Origin of the sequence: Rhodovulum sp. 12E13 (assembly GCF_003340565.1) — a bacterium.
Classification (GTDB): domain Bacteria; phylum Pseudomonadota; class Alphaproteobacteria; order Rhodobacterales; family Rhodobacteraceae; genus HLUCCA09.
Genome location: NZ_QPLK01000027.1, coordinates 1 through 16,725 on the forward strand (window position 1 = coordinate 1; position 16,725 = coordinate 16,725).

The 16,725-nt window shown below is 69.2% G+C and carries 15 protein-coding genes; 10 read left to right on the plus strand and 5 right to left on the minus strand.

Annotation, left to right across the window (positions count from 1 at the left end):
• On the minus strand, positions 1–182 hold a 182-nt coding region (locus tag DLJ49_RS17655; protein WP_369932696.1), incomplete at its 3' end, for a hypothetical protein.
• A gap of 270 nt (positions 183–452) precedes the next feature.
• On the opposite strand from DLJ49_RS17655, the gene DLJ49_RS17660 reads away from it, so the two are divergent.
• From DLJ49_RS17660 to DLJ49_RS17685, 6 genes are all read left to right on the plus strand, one after another.
• Positions 453–1,940 (plus strand): alkaline phosphatase, encoded by a 1,488-nt coding sequence (locus tag DLJ49_RS17660; RefSeq protein WP_199533410.1) that lies wholly within the window; start codon positions 453–455, stop codon positions 1,938–1,940.
• A gap of 123 nt (positions 1,941–2,063) precedes the next feature.
• Positions 2,064–2,504, plus strand: a complete 441-nt coding sequence (locus DLJ49_RS17665) for a hypothetical protein (protein ID WP_369932699.1) — start codon at positions 2,064–2,066, stop codon at positions 2,502–2,504.
• Positions 2,501–3,217 (plus strand): ABC transporter ATP-binding protein, encoded by a 717-nt coding sequence (locus tag DLJ49_RS17670; RefSeq protein ID WP_115394873.1) that lies wholly within the window; start codon positions 2,501–2,503, stop codon positions 3,215–3,217. Before DLJ49_RS17665 ends, DLJ49_RS17670 begins: the two co-directional genes overlap by 4 nt.
• The gene (locus tag DLJ49_RS17675) at positions 3,210–4,532 is read left to right on the plus strand and encodes an ABC transporter permease family protein (RefSeq protein WP_115394874.1); all 1,323 of its coding nucleotides are present in this window, start codon (positions 3,210–3,212) and stop codon (positions 4,530–4,532) included. Before DLJ49_RS17670 ends, DLJ49_RS17675 begins: the two co-directional genes overlap by 8 nt.
• Before the next feature lie 50 nt (positions 4,533–4,582).
• The gene (locus DLJ49_RS17680; protein ID WP_115394875.1) at positions 4,583–5,140 is read left to right on the plus strand and encodes a copper chaperone PCu(A)C; all 558 of its coding nucleotides are present in this window, start codon (positions 4,583–4,585) and stop codon (positions 5,138–5,140) included.
• 507 nt (positions 5,141–5,647) lie between these two features.
• Positions 5,648–6,724 carry an NAD(P)-dependent alcohol dehydrogenase gene (locus tag DLJ49_RS17685; RefSeq protein ID WP_115394876.1) on the plus strand — a complete coding sequence of 359 codons (1,077 nt, stop codon included), beginning with the start codon at positions 5,648–5,650 and terminating at the stop codon, positions 6,722–6,724.
• Between the two features lie 441 nt (positions 6,725–7,165).
• On the opposite strand, the gene DLJ49_RS21865 is transcribed toward DLJ49_RS17685, so the two are convergent.
• Together DLJ49_RS21865 and DLJ49_RS17695 are read right to left on the minus strand one after the other, a co-directional pair.
• On the minus strand, positions 7,166–7,438 hold the full coding sequence (locus DLJ49_RS21865; RefSeq protein WP_158547501.1) for a hypothetical protein: 273 nt from the start codon (positions 7,436–7,438) through the stop codon (positions 7,166–7,168).
• Between the two features lie 928 nt (positions 7,439–8,366).
• Positions 8,367–8,978 carry a DUF1989 domain-containing protein gene (locus tag DLJ49_RS17695; RefSeq protein ID WP_115394878.1) on the minus strand — a complete coding sequence of 204 codons (612 nt, stop codon included), beginning with the start codon at positions 8,976–8,978 and terminating at the stop codon, positions 8,367–8,369.
• Between the two features lie 219 nt (positions 8,979–9,197).
• On the opposite strand from DLJ49_RS17695, the gene DLJ49_RS17700 reads away from it, so the two are divergent.
• The 4 genes from DLJ49_RS17700 (at position 9,198) to DLJ49_RS17715 (ending at position 13,539) form a co-directional block, all read left to right on the plus strand.
• The gene (locus DLJ49_RS17700; protein ID WP_115394879.1) at positions 9,198–9,875 is read left to right on the plus strand and encodes an amino acid ABC transporter permease; all 678 of its coding nucleotides are present in this window, start codon (positions 9,198–9,200) and stop codon (positions 9,873–9,875) included.
• Positions 9,872–10,579: an amino acid ABC transporter permease gene (locus DLJ49_RS17705; RefSeq protein ID WP_199533411.1), complete on the plus strand. Its 708-nt coding sequence runs from the start codon at positions 9,872–9,874 to the stop codon at positions 10,577–10,579. Before DLJ49_RS17700 ends, DLJ49_RS17705 begins: the two co-directional genes overlap by 4 nt.
• A gap of 47 nt (positions 10,580–10,626) precedes the next feature.
• Positions 10,627–11,403, plus strand: a complete 777-nt coding sequence (locus tag DLJ49_RS17710) for a transporter substrate-binding domain-containing protein (RefSeq protein ID WP_115394880.1) — start codon at positions 10,627–10,629, stop codon at positions 11,401–11,403.
• A gap of 360 nt (positions 11,404–11,763) precedes the next feature.
• Entirely contained in the window at positions 11,764–13,539 is a 1,776-nt protein-coding gene (locus tag DLJ49_RS17715) for a thiamine pyrophosphate-requiring protein (RefSeq protein ID WP_115394881.1), read from the plus strand.
• A gap of 533 nt (positions 13,540–14,072) precedes the next feature.
• On the opposite strand, the gene DLJ49_RS17720 is transcribed toward DLJ49_RS17715, so the two are convergent.
• Positions 14,073–15,155 carry a DUF917 domain-containing protein gene (locus tag DLJ49_RS17720; protein WP_115394882.1) on the minus strand — a complete coding sequence of 361 codons (1,083 nt, stop codon included), beginning with the start codon at positions 15,153–15,155 and terminating at the stop codon, positions 14,073–14,075.
• A 9-nt stretch (positions 15,156–15,164) separates the two neighbouring features.
• On the minus strand, positions 15,165–16,703 hold the full coding sequence (locus DLJ49_RS17725) for a hydantoinase/oxoprolinase N-terminal domain-containing protein (RefSeq protein WP_115394883.1): 1,539 nt from the start codon (positions 16,701–16,703) through the stop codon (positions 15,165–15,167).
• Positions 16,704–16,725 lie beyond the last annotated feature (22 nt).

A 16,725-nucleotide genomic window follows, 5' to 3' on the forward strand; every position in this document is an offset into this window, starting at 1 on the left:
TCGCCGCCACCGCAGCGCGGGCAAGCGGCCGCCGCTCCCCCCACCTCGGCGCGGGCGTCGATCTCGAGCACCGCTTCGGCCCGCTCCCGCGCCTCTGCCACCATCCCCTCGACCTGCCGCAGCTCCTGCGGTGTCAGACGGGCCAGCAAGCGGCCGAACTCGGTCGGATTGAAGCGGGGCATGGCAGGTCTCCGGCAGGCTCAGAAGCCGCCGATCCTACTCTACTGACGGACAAGAACAAAGGGCGAACCAACACGGTTTGCTGACACCGCCACGCGGGATGTGACAGGTAGTTCAATTCACCGCCAATGAGCAGGACAAACATAATATGTGATAACATTTTGAATTTTCATTATTCTCCCGAGTGTCATGCAGCTGTCACCCCAAAGGCGTAGCGCCGCCCGGGCGGGCGCTCGGCGATTGCCATAATGCAACCACACGGGAGACCTTCTATGCGCACGCTGTCGCTCGGGATCGCCGCACTCCTCGCCGGCACCACCGCCATGGCACAGGACGTGGCTCAGGCCGATAACGAATGGTTCACGGCCGGTCAGGAGCGGGTTCAGGCCGAACTCGCCAAGACGCAGAACACCAACACCGCCAGGAACGTGATCCTGATGATCTCGGACGGCAACGGCGTCGGCTCGAACTACGTCACGCGTCTGTTCATGGGGCAGCAGGCAGGCGGCCTCGGCGACGACCACGTCATCCACTTCGAGAATTATCCGAACCTCGCGCTGGTCAAGACCTACAACGTCAACTCGCAGACGCCGGACTCCGCCGGCACCGGCACGGCGATGATGGCCGGCGTGAAGACCAACATCGGCGTCGTCGGCGTGAACTCCAACGTCGTGCGCGGCGACTGCTCGACGCTGCCCGGCAACACCGTGACGGCGATCTCCGAAATCGCCGACGGGATGGGCAAGTCTGTCGGCGCGATCTCGACGGCGCGGATCACCCACGCCACGCCTGCGTCGATGTATGCCAAGACCGTTGACCGCAACTTCGAGGACAGCGTGCCCGAAGGCTGCACCGAGCAGACCGACATCGCCAGCCAGCTGCTCGAGGCGATGACAGGCGGGCTGATCGACATCGCCATGGGTGGCGGACGCCGTCATTTCGTGCCCGAGGGCGTCGAGGTGGAGGAAGGCACCGGCGGCCGCCGCGCCGATGGCCGCAATCTCATCGAGGAGGCACAGGAGGCCGGCGCCTACTACGCCTGGAACATGGAGACATTCGCGGCCGCGCCGCTCGACGGCGAGACGCCGATCCTCGGCTTGTTCGAGTCGAGCCACATGCAGTACGAGGCCGACCGCGAAGACGAGCCGTCGCTCGCCGAGATGACGGCGGCGGCGATCGAGCACCTGTCGCAGAACGAGAACGGGTTCGTGCTGATGGTGGAGGCGGGCCGCGTCGACCACGCCAACCACGCCACCAACGCCGCGCGCATGGTGCGCGACGGCGCCGCCTTCGCCGAAGCGGTGGCGATGGCCGATGAGATGACCGACGACGAGGAGACGCTCATCGTCGTCACCGCCGACCACGAGCACGCCATCGCGATGAACGGCTATTGCGCCCGCGGCTCCCCGGTTCTCGGCTTGTGCATGCAGGCGGACAATGCCGGCATCGAGCATACCGGCGAGCCGATCCTCGCGAATGACGGCAAGCCGTACACCGTGATCGGCTACCTCAATGGCGCCTCCTCGGTCCTCATCGAGCAGCCCGGCGGCGAGTATTTCGGCGCCCGTCCCGACGTGACCAACGAAGAGGCGCAGGACATCGACTACGTCCAGCAGGCGCTCGTGCCGCTGTCGTCGGAAACCCATTCGGGCGAGGATGTGGCCGTCTACGCCAAGGGGCCGTTCTCGCACCTCTACGACGGCACGATCGAGCAGAACGTGATCTTCCACGTGATGCACCACGCCATGACGGCCGAGTGATCGACGCGACATCATGATCCTGCGAGGGGGCCGTTCCGCGGCCCCCTCGCCTGTCCCAGATCAAGGGCGGCTGCGCCGGACGGCGTATCACCCCTGTCACATCCGACCGCTACGAAGGGACCCATGACGATGCAGACCACAAGACGCCGGGCGCTCGCCCTCGCAGCCGGCTTCATCGCGGCCCCCGCCCTCCTGCGCGCGCAGGGCGACGAGGCGATCAAGCTGCGCGAGCTCTACGCGGGCGACAACGAGTTCTCCGAGTTCGCCCGCGACAGCGAGGGCGAGAGGATCACGGTCGAGGGCTTCATGGCCCCGCCGCTGCAGGCGGATTCGACCTTCTTTGTGCTCACCAAGATGCCGATGTCGGTCTGCCCGTTCTGCGAGACCGAGGCCGAATGGCCCGAGGACATCCTCGCCATCTATACGCGCCGCAAGTATCGCGTCGTGCCGTTCAACCGAAAGATCGTCGTGCGCGGTGAACTCGAGCTGGGCGGCTACCGTGACCCCGAGACGGGCTTCGTCAGCCTCGTGCGGTTGGCCAACGCCCAGTTCGACTACGCATGACCACACCCCGCGGTCGCAGCCTGACCTTGCGCGACCTCGAAGTGACCGGAGAGGGAGGGCGGCGCATTCTTTACGTTCCACGGCTCCAGATTGCCGCGGGCAGCGCGGTCGCGGTGCGCGGCCCCTCCGGCGCCGGCAAGACCACGCTGCTCTACGCCCTGGCCGGGCTCGTATCGCCCGCGGCCGGCCGCATCCTCTGGGACGACGAAGACATCGCGCCCCTCGGCGAGCCGGCGCGCGCCGCCTTTCGCCGTCGGACGGTGGGCTTCGTGTTCCAGGAGCACCTGCTGTTCGAGGAGCTCTCCGCGCCCGGCAACGCCGCGCTCGCCGCGCTCTACACCGCCGCGACCGAGCGCGCCGCGATCCGCGCGCGCGCCGCCGAACAGCTGTCGCGGCTGGGCCTCGACCGAAGCGCGGCGCGCCGCTCCGACAGCTACTCCGGCGGCGAGCGGCAGCGCATCGCCGTGGCGCGCGCGCTGGCCGCCGACCCCGACGTGATCCTCGCCGACGAGCCCACCGCCAGCCTCGACCGCGCCAATGCCGACCGGCTGGCCGACGACCTCGTGGCGCTCGCCCGGCACGAGGGGCGCACGCTGATCACCGTCAGCCACGACCCCGCCGTGCACGCACGCGCCGACCGCGTGCTCGACATCGCCGACGGGCGGCTGGCCGCCGACACGGCACAGGGAGCACCAGGGGCCGCCCATGCCTGACGCGTTTCTCGATGGCTGGGCGGCTCTTCCGGTCTGGCTGGCCGACCTGCTGCTGTTCCTCGCGCTGCTGGCGCCCGCATTCCTCCTCGGCGCGCTGGTCTTGCGGGGCTTCGCCATCGGCCCGCTGCTGAGCGCGCTGTTGCGCCGTCAGGTCTGGGTCTCGGTCGTGTTCGTGGCGCTTATCGCCATCTCGGTGGGCCTCGGCGCCGGCCTGATCGCGCAGGAGCGGGGGTTGAGGCAGGGCACCGCGCCGGCGGCCGACAAGTTCGAGCTGGTGGTCGCCGCGCCGGGCTCGGAGATCACGGCGATGCTCGCCGCCGTCTACCTCCAGCCCTCCGATCTGCCGCTGCTCGACGGCGAGACCTACGACCGCATCGCCAGCCACGAGCGCGTGGAGATTGTCGCCCCCCTCGGCTTCGGCGACAGCTGGCGGGACGCTCCCGTGGTCGGCACCACGGCGGAGTTCGTGGCGTACCTCTCCGAGGGGCTGGCCGAGGGCCGCCATTTCGCCGCCGAATACGAAGCCGTGGCCGGCGCCCGCGTGCCTCTCGGGGTCGGCGACGCCTTCTCGCCGGCCCACGGCATCGGCGATGCGGCGGAGCACGGCGCCCACGGTGATCTCGAATACGAGGTGGTCGGCCGCATGCCGCTGACCGGCTCGCCCTGGGACCGGGCGCTGATGGTGCCGATCGAGTCGGTCTGGTCGGTCCACGGCCTGGCCAACGGCCACGGCCCGGGATGGGACGGCGAGATCGGCCCGCCCTTCGCGCCCGCCTACTTCCCCGGCACGCCCGCCGCTCTCGTCCGGGCCGACTCGCTCGCCGCCAATTACGGCCTGCAGGCCGAGTTCAGCACCGAGACGACGATGGCCTTCTTCCCCGGCACCGTGCTCGCCCGCCTGCACGCGCTGATGGGTGACATCCGGCAGGCCATGTCGGTCCTCGCCGTGATCACGCAGGTGCTCGTCACGGCCGGCGTGCTGGCGGGCCTGATGATGCTGACGCGCCTGCTGGCCAAGCGGCTCGCGCTCCTGCGCGCGCTCGGCGCGCCGCGCCGCTTCATCTTCGCCCTGACGTGGAGCTTTGCGGTGACGCTGATCTCGACGGGCGCGGCGCTGGGATTGCTGCTCGGGGTCGCCGCCACGCGGGCGATCTCGTCGATCATCACCGCGCGCACCGACGTGCTCGTCTCGGCCAGGCTGGCCTGGCCCGAGTTGCACCTTGTCGCCGGCTTCGTGAGCCTGACGGCCGTTCTCGCGCTCCTGCCAGCCTTTCTCACCATGAACCGACCGGTGATCCGCGACCTGCGTGGATAACAGACAGGAGAACATCTATGCCGAGTCCCCGCCCCACGAGCCTTGTTACAATGATCCTTCTTGCGACCGCCGCACCCGTTCTGGCGCACGAGGACCACACGCACGAGGACGAGGCCCACGCCGAAGAGCATGCGCACGACGAGGCGCACGCCCATGACGAGGAGCACGCCGAAGACGATCACGCCCACGGTGACGACGCCCATCTCGCCGAGGCGGGCGGGCTTCGCCTCGTCCACGCCTGGAGCCGTGCGACCGACGGAGACGAGACTCTGATCTTCGTCGAGATCGAGAACAGCGGCGACAACACCCGCAGCCTGATCGGCGGCGGCTCTCCCCATGCCGCCGCGGCCGAGGTCGTGGGCTTTCGCCTCGTCGACGGAACGCCCACCTACGAGCCGCTCCCCGAGGTGCCAATCGCGCCGGGAACCGAGATGAGCCTCGCTCCGGAAGGCCTCGCTCTGCGCCTGACCGGCCTCGACGCGGCGCTGGAAGAAGGCGACGGTCTGCCTGTCACGTTCGCCTTCAACGACGGGCTGGAAATTCGCGCCACCGCACAGATCGAGGCGTCGAACGCGACGCGTCACAGCCACGCCGGCCACATGCACTGAGCCTCGTCAGGCACCGCCCTACAGGGATGACCAAAGAAAACGCGAACGACCATGTCTTCGGTGAAGGCTCGATGCCTCGGTGCTGCAGCGCGGCGGACCAGGTAGGTACGACGGCTTTCCAATGTTCGCTTGGCCGAGCGTGGCCGCCAGCCGATCTGCGAGGCCGCGGGCGAGGCGGCGCCGCAAGGGATCGTCGCCGAGCAGCTCGAAAGGCATCACCGCGAGCGCAGGTTGCCCGACGCCCTCCTCCGACACGCTGTCCGCGGCGACGAGGCGAAATCCCCGGCGGGCCGACGTGGCGATGACGTGTCGTCGCCCGCCTCGTCGCCTCGAACCCGATCAACCCGGAGCGCGTCAGCAGAAGGGTCATGACCGGAATGGCGGTCTTTCTGGTCACCTTGTCCACGCCCGCCGAAAATGCTTGCTAGATCGCGGGCCCGGCGGCACGCTCTTCGGCAAGGACACCAGGCCGGGAGGGGCCGGTGCACAGACCGGGAGGGCCGTGCCATGGCGATGATGAAGGCTGCCGTGTTCGTCGAGAAGGACCGTATCGAGCTCGACGAGAAGAAGATCCCGGACGTGGGCCCGAAGGATGCGCTGATCCGGGTGACGACCACGACGATCTGCGGCACAGACGTCCATATCCTCAAGGCGGAATACCCGGTGGCGGCCGGCCTGACGGTCGGGCACGAGCCGGTGGGCATCATCGAGAAGCTGGGTTCGGCGGTCGAGGGCTATGCCGAGGGCCAGCGCGTCATCGCCGGCGCGATCACGCCCTCGGGGGTGTCCAACGCCTGCCTGTGCGGCCAGCACAGTCAGGACGGCGCGGGCACGGCGCACGGGTTCAAGCCGATGGGCGGCTGGCGCTTCGGCAACACGATCGACGGCTGCCAGGCCGAGTATCTGCTCGTCCCCGACGCCGAGGCGAACCTCGCCCCGGTGCCGGACGACCTGACCGACGAGCAGGTTCTGATGTGCCCCGACATCATGTCGACCGGCTTCGCCGGGGCGGAATCCGGCAGGATCCGGATCGGCGACACGGTGGCCATCTTCGCCCAGGGCCCGATCGGGCTGTGCGCGACCGCCGGCGCGAAGCTCATGGGCGCGACGCGGATCATCGCCGTGGACGGCAACAGGCAGCGCCTCGACTTCGCAAGAAAGATGGGGGCCGACGACGTCGTCGACATCAACGACGGCAACCCGGTCGACCGGATCATGGAGCTGACCGACGGGCGCGGCGTCGACGTCGCGATCGAGGCGCTCGGGCTGCAACAGACGTTCGAGAACTGCCTCCACGTCCTGCGGCCAGGGGGCACCCTGTCCAGCCTCGGGGTCTATTCGGGCGACATCACCATTCCCCTGTCGGGATTCCACGCAGGGCTGGGCGACAACACCATCGTCACCTCCCTCTGTCCCGGCGGGAAGGAGCGGATGCGTCGGCTGATGTCGGTGATCGCCAGCGGCCGGGTGGACCTGAACGCGATGGTCACCCACGAGCGCAAGCTCGACGACATCGTCGAAGCCTACGACCTGTTCGCGAACCAGCGCGACGGCGTGCTGAAGGTGGCCATCAAGCCGCATTGAGCGCCCCCGCGCGCGCCGCCCCGCGCCTCGGCCGCCCTCGTGGCGGGATTTTCGGCCGACATTGACACCAGACTTTGCATCGGATATGAACTGGCGCCCCACCTCACCTGGCCCCAAGAAGTTGAAGACGCGGCATTTTCGTCGCAATCGCACAATCGGTATCGGCGCCGATCGTGATCCCTTGAACGGAGCGCATTGCGCGTTTTCCAAGGCTTGGACCGAGACTGAAAGGTGTCACCCTTCAAGGCCGATCCACATCACACCCCGAATGCCGAAACCCGCTCTCCTTCCGTCACCGGGACAATCCGGAGAGCGGAGGTCGGCGACAGGGGTGTGACGCCGCCGGAAGCGGAGCGGTTAGAGCAAAGCGGCGGGGCCCGCAGTCCGTCAGGGGGATCGCGGCCGTTGCCCCCCGAAGGCAGTCCCCGACCGGGGGCGGCCTCAACAAATAGTGCCGCCGCCAACGCCCAGCCCCGACCTGCTCTGCACGGTCTCGAGGGCGTCGGACACAGACAGCGGCAAGCAGTCACGCGCACGAAGCCATGCCACCACCGCGCCACGCTCGGCGCCGTGGATGTCGGCGGCATGCGGGTCGATGCCGCAAGGCCGCCCCGGTGCGACGGGCCGTGGCTGGCGGTCGTGTGCGGCGTAGCGCCAGACCCAGGCCACGCCGCCCGTCTCGTCCGTTTCCGCGATCAGCACGTTCTTCGCCATGGCCCCCACTCGCAGCGCCGTTTCGTCATGATCGTGTTACAGAGTCGTCTCGGCGCTCGCCATAGGGCGCAAGCGGGTGTGCGACAGCGTGGCACCGGCACGTCTGGTCGTGGCGGGGCAGCCTGCCTGGGCGGTGCCGGTCCCCGCCCGCTCAACGGGAACACGCGCCGGGCACAGCTCAGGGCCGGATCAGCGGATGCCCCGTGAGCGCCTGGGCGAAGACGCGGCGGTCAGCGCGACCCAGAGCGCGGCGGCGATCCTTGGCGCGCGATGTCTGAAAACCGAGCGACGGGCGCCGGCGAAGTCGCGCGCAAGGTCGACGCCAAAGGCGGTGGCCGGCTCGTAGTATCCGGCCGGGGCCTCGCCGTCCGTGCCTCAACGCACGATGGGCAGAGCCGTGCGGGCTGCAAGGGAATGGAGCGAGCAATCGTCTTCTCGCTGCGATGTGCCTCGTTCGGGCGCGCAGCTCGGGAAATTTTCTTCGATCCGGGGCTTCGTCTTTCTGCCGCCCGGCCAATGTCGGGTCCGAGCCGGTGCGAACGCCGGCGTGGACAGCTTGACTCCGGCAACCGAGAGCCGGCCGCCGAACCCGGATGAGATCCATGCCACCGACCTGCACCGCACCGAGCCGACCTTCGAGATCGCCGGCTGTGCCGAGTCCGTTCCGGCCCCTCTCTGGCGGGCAGGTGCCCGGCGCCTGCCCGACGGGGACTCCGGCCATTCAGTCGCGCCTGTCGACGCGATGCCGCCCTGACGCGCCTCCCTTGAAGCGCCGGCATCCCGCCGGCGCACGCCTGAGGAGGCAGACCATGGTTCGTCACGCAAGACAGCCTCCGCTCCGGGCCGATGCCAGCGCGGGCGAGCGCCACCGGCGTGGCGCCCGGGCTTTCGGCGCGTGGGCTTTCGGCGCGCGGTGCCGGGCCTCCGCTTAGTCGGCGGGCACGACGCGGTAGTGTCCGTCCTGCGGCGCGCGGTCGGCGCCGTTGATCGGCGTGATGTCCTGCGGGCAGGCCGACATGACCACGACACAGTCGCGCAGAGCCCGCAGCCGCACGAACTCGCCTGGATGGCCGACCGGCGCGCCCTGCTCCAGCGACCGGTCCGGATGGACGGGGATGTTCATGAACAGATTGAGCGGCTGGGGGCATTCGCGGGCAGGCAGCCCGAGATCCGCCAGCGCCTCGTTCATGTTGTCGGCGCAATTGCGGTGGTAGCCGGCGCATCCGAGCCGTTCGTAGCGGGCGGCGTCGCAGGCGGCCATGATCGTGTCGTGGATGCCGGGCGAGGTGTCCTCCTCCATCCGCAGGATCTCCTCCCGCCGGTTGGTGAGGAAGGCCTCGCCGGGGCGGGGTACCATCCGCCCCGTCTCGACGCGCGTATGGGGTAGCGACATGTAGCCGTCGCCCGTGCCCTCCAGGAAGGCCCAGGTGTCGATCACCTGCGTGCCGGTGACGTTGACGATCTCGATCGCCGCGCCCGCCGGCAGGCGGACGGCGCGGCCATGGCCCGCGGGGATGGTCTGGAGCTCGGCATCGCTCATGCTGTCTTCCTTCTGTCGACTCGGGTTGGCGCGACCCTATCCGCCGGTCCGGCAGGCGCCACCGTCCCGGGCAAGGCCAGTCGCGCCGACAGCCGGGCGCCCAATGATTGGGCAGGCGCCCGAGCATGGAGCCGAAAAGCAGGCAGCGGGACGAAGAGCCGTGCAACAGGGCCCGCCGCTGCTTGAACATCTCGCAGGTTCAGCGCGCCTTCCAGCGCCATGGAGCTGCGCTTTTTCGAGATCTACCGCAATCCCGACTACCTCGCCCTGCTGGCCGAGGGCGCGGCGATGAGCGCGGCACTGACCGTCGCGGCCGGGCTGATGGGGCTCGCGCTCGCCACGCTGCTGGCGACGGCGCGGTTCCACGCCGTCCCCGTACTCGGCCACCTCGCCGCAGCCTATGTCGAGTTCATCCGCAACACGCCGCTGATCGTGCAGCTTTTCTTCGTCGCCTTCGGGCTGCCGCAACTGCTGGGTTATTCCTGGCCGTTCTGGGGGCACGCCCTTCTGGCGCTCACCCTCAACTTCTCGGCCTACTTCTCGGAGATCCTGCGGGCCGGCTTCACCACCGTCGCACAGGGGCAATACGAGGCGGCGCGGGCGCTGGGTATCCGTCCCTTCGTGATCTTCCGCAAGATCGTGCTGCCGCAGGCAGTGCAGCGCATGTTCCCATCGCTGTCGAGCCAGTTCATCTTCCTTTTCCTGACCACGGGCATCATCGCCGAGATCGGCGTGCGCGACCTGACACAGGCGGGCATGTTCATCGACAGCCGCACCTTCCGCTCGTTCGAGGTCTTCCTGACGCTCACGGCGATCTACGTGGCCATGTCGCTTGCCTTCAAGACGGCGCTGGCGCTGGTGCATCGCCGCCTGTTTCCGGCGGTGGCCGCGCGATGAGAGAGGCGTTCATAGCCGCGTTCGGCCGGCCCGAGGGCATCATGCTCTTCCAGCTGGTCGAGGCGGCGCAGTTCACCATCTACCTGTCGCTCATCGCCTTCGCCCTCGGCGGCAGCGTGGCGGCCTGCATCACGCTGCTGCGCATCCTGCCGAACCGATGGGCGCCTCGCGTCGCCACCGGTTACATCTGGGCGTTCCAGTCCGCGCCGCTGCTGATGCTGCTGTTCATCTTCGGCCTCGGCGTGCCGCGGCTTCTCGGCGCCGATGTCGACCCGTGGGTCGCCGCCTCGGTCGCGCTGATGCTCTACACCTCGGCTTACCTGGCCGATGTCTGGCGCGGCGCGGTCGAGACGATCCCGCCGGGCCAGTGGGAAGGCGCGCGCGCCCTCGGACTGCGCTTCGGGCCCACCCTGCGGCTGGTGGTACTGCCGCAGGTGGTGCGCGTGGCGCTGGCGCCGACGGTGGGCTTCATGGTTCAGATCATCAAGGGCACGTCGCTGGCCTACATCATCGGCTTTCACGACATCATGGCGATCGGCAAGCGCTGGGCCAATGCCCCAGTCGAGGGGACGGAACCCTTCGTCGTCTACCCGATCATGGCGCTGATCTACTTCGCGCTGTGCTTTCCCCTGTCGCGGCTGGCGCTGCGCCTCGAGGCGCGCCTCGGCAGCGTGGGCGGCGCGCCCAAGGCCGCGGTCGCCTGACCCCTGCCCGGCAGAACACCCTCTCACCCAGCAGAAGGAGAATCCCCATGAAGAAACTCGCTAGCCTGATCACGGCCGCCGTCGTCGCCTTCGGGGCCCCGGCACAGGCGGAACTGTCCGACATCCTCGAGGAGGGCGTCATCCAGATCGCCGTACCAGAGAACTTCCCGCCCTTCGGCTCGCTCGGGCCCGAGGGCGAATACGTGGGCTACGACGTGGCCGTGGCCGAGATGATCGCCGAAGACCTGGGCGTGGAGCTGGAACTGGTGCCCGTGACCTCCAGCCAGCGCATCCCCTACCTCGAGACCGACCGGGTCGACCTCGTGATCTCGTCGATGGGCGCCAACCCCGAGCGCGCCAAGTCGATCATGTTCTCCTCGGCCTACGCACCGTTCTATTCCGGCGCCTTCGCCGCCCCGGACATCGAGATCGCGGCCGTGGAGGACCTCTCGGGCATGACGGTCGGCCTCACCGGCGGCACGCTGGAGGACCTGGAACTGACCGAGATCGCGCCCGAGGGCACCGAGATCATCCGCTTCGGCGACAACGCTGCCACGCTCTCGGCCTACCTTTCGGGGCAGGTCGACGTGCTGGTGACGGGCAACACGGTCGCCGCGCAGCTGTCCGAGGACAATCCCGATCTCGGGCTCCAGACCAAGTTCATCCTCAACGACTCGCCGTGCTTCATCGGCGTGAAGAAGGGCAACACCGACCTGCTCCAGTGGGTCAACGTCTTCATCCTGCACAAGAAGCTCGGCGGCCAGCTCAACGAGCTGTCGCTGGAATATTTCGGCCAGGAACTGCCCGAGCTGCCCACGCTCTGACCGCGTGAGGGCGGGACGGCGCGTCCGCAGCAGGGCGATGCCGGCGACACCCCCGGCGGCGCGACGACGTCGCCGGGGCCGTTCCATCCCTGCGGGTGGCGTCAAGTGTCGCGCCGAGGAGATCATCGCGGAAACGAGGCAAACCCTGCCGTTCCAGACTACCTGATCCGCCCTTTCGGCCTGCAAACTCGGCAGCCTGGACGTTGTTCGGAGTCAACTGCGTCGCAACGATGACCGGGGAGGCCGTCGTGAAACGCTACGCGGCCGACCCCGGCACGGGCTGCGGACTCCCGCGAGGAACGATTGCGTCTTCGAGTGGTTTTTCGATCTGACGCGCGCGGAATCCAGGCGGGGGAGGAGATGGCGAAGACCACGTCAGACTTCATGCTGGAGCGCCTCGCCGAGTGGGGCGTTCGGAACATTTACGGGTTCCCGGGCGACGGGATCAATTCGACGCTCAAGGCGCTTGGCAAGGCGATCGACCGCTTCACCTTCGTCCAGTCGCGCCACGAGGAGGAATCGGCGTTCATGGCCTGCGCCCATGCCAAATGGACAGGTGAGCCGGGCGTCTGCCTGGCGACGTCCGGACCCGGCGCGATCCACCTGCTGAACGGCCTCTACGACGCCAAGTCGGATCACCAGCCGGTCGTGGCCATCGTCGGCCAGCAGGATCGTGCAGCGATGGGCGGGTCCTACCAGCAGGAGGTCGATCTGCTTTCGCTGTTCAAGGATGTCGCGCACAATTATGTCCAGTACTGCCACGCCCCCGAACAGATGCGGCATCTCGTGGATCGAGCCCTGCGCATCGCCAAGGCAAGGCGGTGCGTGACGGCGATCATCTTGCCCGACGACGTCGGCAGCGAACCGGCGGTGGAGGCGCCGCCCCACGAACACGGTACCGTCCATTCGGGGGTCGGCCATGCCGGAGAACCCCGTGTCGTGCCGGCAGACGACGATCTGCGCGAGGCAGCGGAGATATTGAATGCCGCCGAGCGGCCGGCCGTCATGATCGGCGCCGGGGCGCTCGGCGCGGGCGCCGAGGTCCGCGCCGTGGCCGAAAGGCTTGGGGCGGGGGTGTGCAAGGCGCTGCTGGGAAAGGCGGCGCTGCCCGACGACCTGCCCTACGTCACCGGGCAGATGGGCCTGCTCGGCACCAGCCCGTCCTACGACCTGATGATGGAGTGCGATGCCTTCCTGATGGTCGGGTCGGGCTTTCCCTATGCCGAGTTCCTGCCGGAGGAGGGCAGCGCCCGGGGCATCCAGATCGACATCGACCCGGGCATGCTCTCGATCCGTTACCCGATGGAGGTCAACCTCACCGGCGATGCCGCGGACACCCTCGCGGCCCTTCTGCCCTTCCTCGACGACAAGGACAGGAGCGACTGGCGCGAGAGGATCGAGAAGAACGTCGCCGAATGGTGGCAAGGCATGGAGAAGCGCGCGCACCTGTCGGCCGATCCCGTCAACCCGCAGTTGCTGTTCTGGGAATGCTCTTCCCGGCTGCCCGACCGCGCGATCGTGGCGGCAGACAGCGGGACGGCGGCAAACTGGTATGCCCGCGCCATCCGGATGCGCGAGGGGATGATGGGCTCGCTCTCGGGCACGCTGGCCACGATGTGTCCCGGGGTGCCCTATGTCACCGCGGCGAAGGTCACGCATCCCGACCGCGTGGCGGTCGCCTTCGTGGGGGACGGGGCAATGCAGATGCTGGGCAATGCGGCGCTCATCACCGTCGCGCAGTACTGGCGAGGCTGGGAAGACCCGCGCTGCGTCATCGCGGTGCTGAACAACGAGGATCTGAACCAGGTCACCTGGGAGATGCGCGCCATGGGCGGCGCGCCGAAGCTGGAGGAGACGCAAACCGTGCCCGCATTCGACTACGCGGCCTATGCGGAGTCGTTGGGCCTGAAGGGCATTCGGGTCGAGACGCCCGAGGAGGTGGCCCCAGCCTGGGATGCGGCCTTCGCCGCCGACAGGCCGGTTGTGATCGACTGCCTGACGGACCCGGCGATGCCGGCGCTGCCGCCGACCATCACCGCCTCGCAGCGCAAGAGTTACTTCAAGGCGCTGATGAAGGGTGACCCGGATGAAGCGGCGATCATCAGGAACACATTGAAGAGCTACCTGACCGGCTGATCGCCCACGGCTCCGGCCGCACACCAGCGCCGTTCCGACCGACAGTCTCTGTCATGAGGTGGACGAAAACCGGCGGGCACAGCACCAACAGGATTGGTGCCATGGCGTCCGATGGGTGCATGTGAGGGCCGAGCGCCCGCGGAGATGTCGCCGTGGGCGCCAAGGCTTCTCGGGAAAGCTCCCTTCTCTCGCGCCGACAGATCGCTCATCGGGAGAACCCCGGGCCAGCCCTCGGCACCGGTGATGCCAGGCGGGCTCTCCGATCGCCCTGGTCGAGGGCTGCAGGCGACGGCTCCCCCGCGGCGCGCAGGGCATCGTCTGTTCGACCTCTCCCGCTCGCCGGGATCCGCAGCCAGGCCGAGCGCCCCGTCGAGTCGCGCCCGCAGGCCCCGCGGCCGGAAGCGGCCCCGCGCGCACGACGTCCGGAATGCGCCCCGCCGCGACTGTCGGCGCCCTCGTGTGCGCCGAGGACGGGCCGATGCCCACCCTGCAGGCGTCGACGGCGGACAGGCCCATGGCGCGGGCGCCGAGGGTCAGATCGACAGAGGGCGATAGATCTCGTCCAGCCCGAAGGCGGTCGGGCCGAACTGGCGGAGCGCGGCGGGGCTGCGCATGATCTCGGGCACCCGCACCGCCATCACCATCACCCGCTGACCGTAGCGCAGCGTCTCGTTGGTGATCGGCACGGCCGTCTCGGCGTCGAGCACGGTGATGATGTCGGGCACCAGCGCCAGCAGGTCGTCGCCGGCACGCGCCACGAGGTTCTCGTTCTGGAAGGTGATGACGCAGGGCCTGTCCTGGCCGCGGTCCGGCGCGATGGTGACGGCGCCGCGGGTGAAGCCCTCCAGCGTCTGCCGGTCGAGATCCACCACCTTGCCCGAGAAGATCCGCCGGGCCGCGCCGTAGCTCGTCGTGGCGATGAACGCTTCCAGCTCCTCGAACGGGTCCTGCCGGCGGCTGCGCGCGGTGCGGATGATCTGTCCGATCCGCCGGGCAAGCGTCAGCGTGTGCTTGACCGAGGCGCGGCGCACCTCGGCACCCGACATCGGATAGTTCGAGAAGTAGGCGACGCCCCCGCAGCGGATCGTGATGCCACGGGCGATCCACTCCATCCGGTGGGGGTCGTCGGTGCGGATCGTGGCATGGTCGCCCTTCTTGTCGGCGATGCCCATGGGCGTGCAGGCCACCCCCTCGATGGCGAAGGTCTCCATCTGCAACTCGGGAAAGGCGCGGCCCTGCCCGTCGGCGTCGACCACCGGCAGGCCGAGCCGAGCGCCGACATAGAGCGGGATGGTCGAGTTGATGCCGCCCACCTCGGTGGGCATCGTGGCGGTCGCTCTGCGCCCCAGCGCCTCCTCGACGCAGCGCAGCGCCCGGATCGGCTCATCACCCGAGGGGATCTTCTCCAGCAGCACGGTCGGGGCGCCCATCATCGCGGTGGGCATCACCAGCGCGTCGTCGGGCAACTCGTCGGGGTCGACGATCTCGATCCGGCGGCCCGCGCGGAGCTGGCCCTTGACCATCAACCCGCCGATATGCGGGTCGCCGCCCCCGCCCGCGCCGAGAAAGGCCGCGCCGGTGCAGAGGTCGTCGACGTCGGAAAGCTGCAGATCCATGGGTGCTCCTCAGATGGGCAGGTTGCCGACGGCCTTGACGCGCAGGCGCGAGGGGTTGCCGGGCAGGTAGCTGATCGGCACCTGCTCGACCTCGATCACCTCGACCGAGCCCTCGGTGGCCCCGGCGCGGATCGCGTTGCCACAGGCCTCCTGCTTGGCGTCGTCGAGCACGGCCGTGCGGTTGGCCTCGGTGATGGCGACGACGCGCTCCACCTCGCCGGCGACCTGCGCGATGGCGGCGCCCACCGCGTTGGCCACGCCCGAATGGGGCGGGCGGACGACCTCGGAGGCGGTCGCCACCTCCCAGTCGACGAGGATCGCGCCGCCGCCGACGACCAGGAGCGGCAGGTCGCGCGCCTCGGTCTTCATCCGTTCGACGTTGTGCTCCACGATCCGGCGCATCTCGGCGCGGGCGGCGGCGACGGTGGCGGCCGGCACATCCGTCACCAGCGCCCGGTCGCCTACCTCGGCCCAGCCGCCTGCCACGGCGATGTCGGTGGCCGTCAGCGTGTCGCCGCCGAAGCAGAGCGCCCTCTCGGTCAGTTCGTAGCCCACCGAATCCGGCCCGATCCGGCGGCCCTCGTCACGCACGATCGAGCCGCCGCCGAGGCCGACGGCCAGCACGTCGGGCATGCGGAAGTTGGTCTTGACCCCGCCGACGTCGACGAAATGCGTCGACTGGCGGGGGAAGCCCTTGCGCAGCATCCCGATGTCGGAGGTCGTGCCGCCGATATCGACGACCATCGCGTCCTCGATCCCGGCGAGGTGCACGGCGCCGCGCATCGAGTTGGTGGGGCCGGAGGCGAAGGTGAGGACGGGATAGCGCTCGACATCCTCCACCCGCATCAACGTGCCGTCGTTCTGCGAGATGAACAGCGGCACATCGAGGCCGAGATCATGCAGCGCGGCGCGGAAGGCGGCGACAACGCGCACGGCGAGGTCCGACAGCGCCGCGTTGATGATGGTGGAGTTCTCGCGCGGGAGCAGGCCGAACTGGCCCAGCTCGGAGGAGAGCGAGATTGCCATGTCGGGCACCTCCTGACGGACGATCTCGGCCGCCCGCGCCTCCATCGCGCCGTTCATCGGCGAGAAGACCGAGGTGACGGCGGCCGCCTTGAGCCCAGCCCGCGCCCAGCCGCGGGCGGCCTCGGCCACCGCACTCTCGTCCAGCGGCGCGATGGGCCGTCCGTCGAACTCGTAGCCGCCGCCGACGAGCGCCACGTTGCGCCCGACCGCGGCGACCAGATCCTCCGGCCAGTCGGTCAGCGGCGGCACGGCGGAAGTGGCCGGCAGGGCGAGCCGCAGGACGCCCACGGGCAGCAGCGACCGGCGCTCGATCACCGCGTTGGTGAACTGCGTGGTGCCGATCATCACGCCGTCGACGGCCGCCGGCCCGATGCCGGCCTCCGCCATTGCCGCGCGGATGGCGGCGACGATGCCCGCGGTCACGTCGCGCGTCGTGGGCGTCTTGTTCCAGCCCGCCACGCCCTGCGGCCCGACGATCACCGCGTCGGTGTTGGTGCCGCCCACATCCACGCCGATCTTCATGTCGTTTCCCCGTCCTGCGCTC